Below are 6749 nucleotides of genomic sequence, written 5' to 3'. Positions count from 1 at the left end.
ACTGCTTCGTTTTCCTCCTACTCGATTCCATCCCCAATCAGCCTAATAGCCAAACGGCCATTAGAACTGAACCACAAACAGGCGTCATGATTGAACTTCTAACGGTAATTATGACTAATCCCTGATGTTCATTATGGCTAAACGTTCATTATGGCTAAACGGGGTAGATGACCGTTGGGGAGTATTGGCGTCAAGTCCTTTTGGGCGCTTCGCTCTTGACAAACTGCATGGGAGTCATTCCCGTGTGTTGTTTGAAATAGCGGCAGAAGAACGAGAGATCGCTGAAATTGTATTCACCAGCCAACATCTTCATCGACGTGTTGCCGGAGCAGAGCGATAGCTTCAGTTGCATCACAACATATTCGTTTATCAGCGCCTTCACAGTGTTGCCCGTTATCCGCTGCGCTATAATGTTGAGATATTTTGGAGTGATGTTCAGCAGTGAGGCATAGTATGTCACATCGCGCGAATCCTTGAAATGAGTCTCGAGATACATCATGAAGAGATTGAAAAGTTCCCTTACCCTCGGACTGCCCTCTTCGGGTTTGCGCTTCTGCGGAAAACGGTAGATATAGTCGTAGAACCCTACGAAGAAAGCCTTCAGCTGGAGAAGCACGAGTTGGTCGAGACACATACATTCAGGCTGGTCGAAATAAATCTTAAGCAGTGAGAACATGTCGTTTATGATGTTGGTCACTATAGGTGATTCCGTGCGGCAACGGTCCGCCCGCAACTGGGAATAGACAGTCTGCTCCATCTGCAGGCTCGCCTCGCGTAGCAGTGTCGCATTGTATTCCAATACCTCCACACTGAAGTCCTCGCTCCTCTCCGTCAGTGTCACCATGTCGTTGGGAAAGAGCGTTAACACCGATCCGGCGCTGAGCTTCCACATTGAGAAGTTCACGCGTATCGAGGCGCTGCCCGTGCGGCATATCATTATCATTCCGCTATACATCACCTTCGCCTCCGACAGCCATCTCTCCAGACTTCTTGTGCCGAGCGAGACCGAGGTGTTCCCTGTCGGGCTGCCTCCTTTTATGCTTGCCGCAATGCCGCCGTTAGTGATTCCGTCAGGGATTATGTCGGTTGTTCTTTTGTCCTTGTCTTTTTCCATTCCTTGTTTGTTGTATGTTGTACGCAATGCGGGTCTCTGTCGCTGCAAGGTAGTCCCCGTAGCCAGACCTTTTTGTGTCTGTAGTTCTGATTTATGCCGCAAAGGTCGCAAATATATGTAAGATATCACCATATCTGTTCTGAAAAATCCCATATCGTTGGATATTTTTGAAATCAAGAAGATAAAGAAACTCCGTAACTTTGCACCCGATTTCAGTTGGCAATTACAATACACACAGAAATATTATTATCAGTTAATGAAAAGAAGAATGATTTGCTGTGCCGTCGTCGCAATGATGATGGCAACGCATGGCATGGCCCAGACACCGCAGCGCAGGATGACCATCGGAGAGCTGTTCACTCTGGTGGAGAGTGGCAGCAAGACGCTGAGAATGCAGAAAAGCGGAGTGGATGTTTCAGCACGGGGAATTGAAGAGGCAAAAAGCAAGAGGCTGCCCGATGTGGGTGCTTCACTACAGCTGAGCTACAACGGAAACGTGGTGATGACCGACCGTGATTTCGGGAATGTAAAAGGATTCTCGCAGCCACATTTCGGAAACTCCTTCGCTCTTGAGGCACAGCAGGTGGTGTATGCCGGAGGAGCCATCGATGCCGGCATCCGACTCGCCGAACTCCAGAAGAGCATGAGTGAGAATGCCGTGGCGCAGACACGCAACCAGCAGCGTTTCCTCGCCCTGGGGCAGTATCTCGACCTCTATAAACTCGACAACGGCATGAAGGTGTATCAGAGCAACATTGCGCTCACCGAGAAACTCATTGCCGACATAAATACTAAACAGCAGCAGGGCATGGCGCTGAAGAACGACGTGACGCGCTACGAACTGCAGATGGAGCAGCTGAAACTCGGCAAGAGGAAACTCGAAGACCAGAAGAGGATCCTGAACCATCAGCTCTGCAATACCCTCGGTCTCGAAGGCGTGATGGTGGAGCCGGAGGTGGACCTCGACAGAATTGGCGATGCCGGCATCAAGGAGGCAGACCTGCAGAACACCGCAGCCATGCAGTCGCCCGTCATACGCCAGTCGGCGCTCGAGATGCAGGCATCAGACCAGCAGCTGAAGCTCGCCAAGAGCGAGATGATGCCAAAGGTGGCTCTCGTGGCGTCGGAGAATTTCATGGGCGAACAGCTCCGCCTGCCACTGGTGTGGCGCGGGTTCAGCTATGCCGTGTTGTGTATAGCCTTCATGTGGTGTCTGCATGAAATAATGTCGTTCGAGCATTTCTTCCAGGCGCTCGCCGTGTTCAATGTCCTCCATATGTTCGTGGGAGGACTCGTGGGAGATTCGCTCCATGCCCGAGGGATGAAATACTATGTTGGTGACGGCTTTGCACGCTGCTCCGGCTATATCGACAGCGTGAGGATGTCGGCACGTCATGCCGACTTCCCGGCTATGATGGAGAGCATCACCCAGGGATTCATGGCGCAGAGCATCAAGATACTGTTCGGCTGGACGCTCATCGCCGCCCTGTTCTTTGCCATATTGATGCTCTTGTGGGACATCCCAATGGTGCGCCGCCATGTGAAACATATCCCTGACTGGCCCAAGGTGGGTATGGGAGTGCTCCGCGGTTTCCATCGCCAGCAGCGTCTCAAGGAGCTGCGCCGGCAGCGCCGCCTCTCTCTGGTATAGAGCTATTGTGGCATGATGCTGCGCAGCATTCCCTATATGCCCGGAAAGCGGCTGTCGTGGCCTCTATATAATCGGTGACACTATATAAATCATAAAGGATGGCAGAGAAGAAAATCTACCATCCTTTTTTCTTGTTTTAATTTGGACGCTATCTCTTTTCTCTATATCTTTGCACTGGAAATTGCCGATACCCTTCGGCTTATGCCATGTTACACACATTTAAACAAAATAAAATTCTTTCTAACGATGAGCATTAAAGCATCAGCAGCTAAACTGCGAATTGACCGTGAACAGATTAAGGACTTCATGTTCTTGACCCTTGGCGTGATTATGTACGCCTTTGGTTACACAGCATTCATCTTGCCTGAGAAATTTGTGATGGGAGGCGTGTCGGGTTGCTCGGCACTTCTTTACTATGCATGGCATTTCCCACCAGCATATTCAATCTGGCTCCTCAACTTTCTCTTGCTTGGCATCGCCATCAAGACATTGTCAAGACAATTCATCGTGCGTACCGTGTTGGGAGTTACGATATTGTCTATCGTAGTGGCTGTTTTCCAGCCATTCTTCGCTGCGCATCCTGTAATCACAGCCGGCGAAGACAGATTCATGCACCTTCTTATCGGAGCGGTGCTCGGTGGTGGCGGACTCGGTCTTATCTATTCACACAACGGTTCTACCGGTGGTACCGACATCGTTATCGCCATGCTCAACAAATATTTCCGCATGAGCTTCGGAAGAGCGATGCAGTTTGTGGATATCACCATCATTTCTTCCAGCTACCTGCTCTTCCACAGCACCGAGACAATCGTATATGGTGTGGCTTTCACGCTGATTGCCAGCTATATGTGCGACTATGTGGTGAACGGAGCAAGACAGACCGTGCAGTTTATCATCATATCAAGAAAATACCAGGAGATTGCCGATGTTATCAACAACAACGTGCGCCGCGGTGTTACCGTGGTTGAGGGCAAGGGATGGTATTCAAAGAATGAGGTGAACCTCCTCGTGGTGATGGCTCGCCGTCATGAGTCGCAGGATATATACAACTATATCAAGAAGATTGACTCCAATGCACTTGTGTCGCAGACCAACTGCCAGGGTATCTTCGGCGAAGGCTTTGACAATATAAAATAATAGAGATATACCCTCGGGAACGAGGGCAGCCTCAAGGCTTTGCCCATATCCCGCGGATTGACATAATAGCTGGGAACTCTCTCTCAGTAAACGGGTTGGCAAGTAAACAAGGACCCTGAACCGGATTCTGCAATGCAGCGGCCGGTGATGTTCCTTGAGAGGATAAAAGAATATCCTTGTTTACTCGCCAACTCGTCAATTCGTTTTCTGACGGAAGGTCTGGCTACAGTACAAGAGACAAGGAAAAAAGATTATAACAACAAATACACAATGATATGGAACAGAGACTTTTGATTTATAATACTCTGACAAGAAGGAAAGTGCCGTTCGAACCATTGCATGCCCCCAACGTGGGAATGTATGTCTGTGGACCTACTGTTTATGGAGATCCACATCTGGGACACGCTCGTCCTGCTATAACATTCGACCTCGTATTCCGCTATCTCAAGCATCTCGGCTACAAGGTGCGCTACGTAAGAAACATCACCGATGTGGGCCATCTGGAGCATGATGCCGACGAGGGCGACGACAAGATAGAGAAGAAGGCACGCCTCGAACAGCTCGAACCGATGGAGATAGCACAATATTACACCAACCGCTACCACGACGCCATGAAGGCGCTCAACGTGCTGCCGCCCAGCATCGAGCCACACGCCTCGGGCCACATCATAGAGCAGGAGGAACTCGTGAAGCAGATCATCGACAACGGATTCGCCTACGAGAGCAACGGCAGCGTATACTTCGACATCGAGAAATACAACAAGAAATACCAGTATGGCATACTCTCACACCGCAACCTCGACGACGTGATAAACGAGAGCCGACAGCTCGACGGAGTGGGGGAGAAGCGCAACCAGGCAGACTTCGCCCTCTGGAAGAAAGCGTCGCCGGAGCATATCATGCGTTGGCCAAGTCCTTGGAGCGACGGATTCCCGGGATGGCACTGCGAGTGTACGGCGATGGGCCGCAAATACCTCGGCGACCACTTCGACATCCACGGCGGAGGAATGGACCTCGTGTTCCCACACCACGAGTGTGAGATAGCCCAGGCTGTGGCAAGCCAGGGCGACCAGATGGTGAAATACTGGATGCACAACAACATGCTCACCATCAACGGACAGAAGATGGGCAAGAGCCTCGGAAACTTCATCACCCTGGAGCAGTTCTTCACCGGCAAGCACCGTCTGCTCGACCAGGCATACTCGCCGATGACTATCCGCTTCTTCATGCTTTCGGCACACTATCGCGGAACAGTTGACTTCTCTAATGAAGCACTGAAGGCAAGCGAGAAGGGACTGGAGAAGCTGCTCAACGGCATCAGTGACCTCGGTCATGTGAACGTGAGCGACAAGTGCGACCCGGAGACAGAGAAGGTGGTGAAGGAGCTGCGCCAGAAGTGCTACGACGCCATGAACGACGATTTCGCCACACCACAGGTGATCAGTTATCTCTTCGAGGCATGCACCGTGATCAACAAGCTCATCGACCATAAGGCAACAATATGCAGCGAGTGTCTCGACGAACTGACCGACACCATGCACACTTTCGCCTTCGACATCCTCGGACTCAAAGACGAGCGTGCCGACAGCAGCGATGTCCGTGAGGAGGCTTTCGGCAAGGTCATGGATATGGTGCTCGACCTTCGTGCCAAGGCAAAGGCTGCCAAAGACTGGGCTACGAGCGACCAGATTCGCGACGCTCTCAAGGAGGCCGGCTTCGAGGTGAACGACACCAAGGACGGTGTGACCTGGAGACTGAACAAATAAATAAGATAGATAATACAATCTTGGAACTATAAATAATGCGGATTGCTTATCCTGTTGGCAGGAAGGCAATCCGCATCATTGTTTATCCCAAATCTGTCATCAACAGATTAAGCCCTAATGACCGCTTGGGGTCTTGTCTTTTGTGCCAAGTCTTAAACCCGAATCGGTCATTAGGCCGTTTATAGAATTATTTAATGACTGCTTGCAGTCTTTTGTTTTTTATAAGGCGTCTTTTGTCTGTTTTTAATTCGCAATAGCTCGCTATTACTCATTAAAAGCCAAACAAAATCCACTCTTCTAAAAAAGCAAAATCCAAGCAAGCCCTAATGGCCGATTTGGGTTAAAGGTATTGCATCAATACATCCCAAACGGCGATGATATGGCACACACTGCCGGCGAGGACGAAGAAATGGAATACGCTGTGCATGTATTTGCGCTTGTTCAGACTGTAGAACACGGCACCCGTGATGTAGCTCACTCCCTCGGCGATAATCCATATCACCGCAGCCTCGCTCACATTGTTTATCAGTGGTTTGAAAGCCACGAGGATACTCAATCCCATACCCACGAAGCATATCGTTTCCAGATTACTGTGGTCTTTCAGCCTTCTGAAACTCATCACTGTGCCCACGATGGCACACGTCCATATAAACACGAACAGTCCCCATCCCCAAGCGCCGTCCTCTCTCAGCGCCGTCAGCGTCAGTGGCGAGTAGCTTCCCGCAATATGCCAGTAGATGGCAGCATGGTCCCATTTGCGCAATCTCTCTTTCCATACGCTCCGTGCGCTCAGCGCATGATACACCGTTGAGGCTATATACGAGCAAAGCATGCCGAAGAGATACAGCGACACGCCCGCCGTAGCCCATGCGTTCTGATGACCGATACAGAATATCAGGAACGCGATGCCCACGCCTACGCCCATTACCACGCCGCCGAAATGCGACCACGAATTCCACAACTCTTCCTTATGTGAAAAGTGAATCTTCATTGTCTTCTTTTATTAATTGTTTCTTTAGTGTAGAATATAGGAAATGTTTCTTATCTTATCCCGAGCCGCAGTTTATCTTATGCAAAGATA

General features: G+C 50.3%; 5 protein-coding genes. 3 read left to right on the top strand and 2 right to left on the bottom strand.

From position 1 onward, the window contains the following. Positions 1-190: 190 nt before the first annotated feature. Positions 191-1114: a helix-turn-helix domain-containing protein gene (locus tag QVO99_RS09725; RefSeq protein WP_042518370.1), complete on the bottom strand. Its 924-nt coding sequence runs from the start codon at positions 1112-1114 to the stop codon at positions 191-193. A 256-nt stretch (positions 1115-1370) separates the two neighbouring features. Here QVO99_RS09725 and QVO99_RS09720 point away from each other — a divergent pair, with 256 nt between their 5' ends. The 3 genes from QVO99_RS09720 (at position 1371) to cysS (ending at position 5668) form a co-directional block, all read left to right on the top strand. Beyond that, positions 1371-2765 carry a TolC family protein gene (locus QVO99_RS09720; RefSeq protein WP_288177144.1) on the top strand — a complete coding sequence of 465 codons (1395 nt, stop codon included), beginning with the start codon at positions 1371-1373 and terminating at the stop codon, positions 2763-2765. 246 nt (positions 2766-3011) lie between these two features. Continuing rightward, the gene (locus QVO99_RS09715) at positions 3012-3902 is read left to right on the top strand and encodes a YitT family protein (RefSeq protein WP_022317417.1); all 891 of its coding nucleotides are present in this window, start codon (positions 3012-3014) and stop codon (positions 3900-3902) included. Between the two features lie 275 nt (positions 3903-4177). Further along, a complete protein-coding gene (gene cysS / locus QVO99_RS09710) occupies positions 4178-5668 on the top strand; it encodes a cysteine--tRNA ligase (RefSeq protein WP_022317416.1) in 1491 nt (496 codons plus the stop codon). A gap of 340 nt (positions 5669-6008) precedes the next feature. Here cysS and trhA read toward each other — a convergent pair whose 3' ends face one another. Continuing rightward, positions 6009-6659 (bottom strand): PAQR family membrane homeostasis protein TrhA, encoded by a 651-nt coding sequence (gene trhA, locus QVO99_RS09705; protein WP_022317415.1) that lies wholly within the window; start codon positions 6657-6659, stop codon positions 6009-6011. Positions 6660-6749 lie beyond the last annotated feature (90 nt).

It is taken from the genome of Prevotella sp. CAG:592 (genome assembly GCF_000436015.1).
Lineage (GTDB): Bacteria > Bacteroidota > Bacteroidia > Bacteroidales > Bacteroidaceae > Prevotella > Prevotella pectinovora.
This window is presented reverse-complemented; position numbering and strand designations above follow the sequence as displayed.

What these genes read in the sequence shown, in the direction of transcription:
- QVO99_RS09725 (WP_042518370.1), bottom strand. Translation starts at nt 1,114, where the DNA reads ATGGAAAAAGACAAGGACAAAAGAACAACCGACATAATCCCTGACGGA.
- QVO99_RS09720 (WP_288177144.1), top strand. Translation starts at nt 1,371, where the DNA reads ATGAAAAGAAGAATGATTTGCTGTGCCGTCGTCGCAATGATGATGGCA.
- QVO99_RS09715 (WP_022317417.1), top strand. Translation starts at nt 3,012, where the DNA reads ATGAGCATTAAAGCATCAGCAGCTAAACTGCGAATTGACCGTGAACAG.
- cysS (WP_022317416.1), top strand. Translation starts at nt 4,178, where the DNA reads ATGGAACAGAGACTTTTGATTTATAATACTCTGACAAGAAGGAAAGTG.
- trhA (WP_022317415.1), bottom strand. Translation starts at nt 6,659, where the DNA reads ATGAAGATTCACTTTTCACATAAGGAAGAGTTGTGGAATTCGTGGTCG.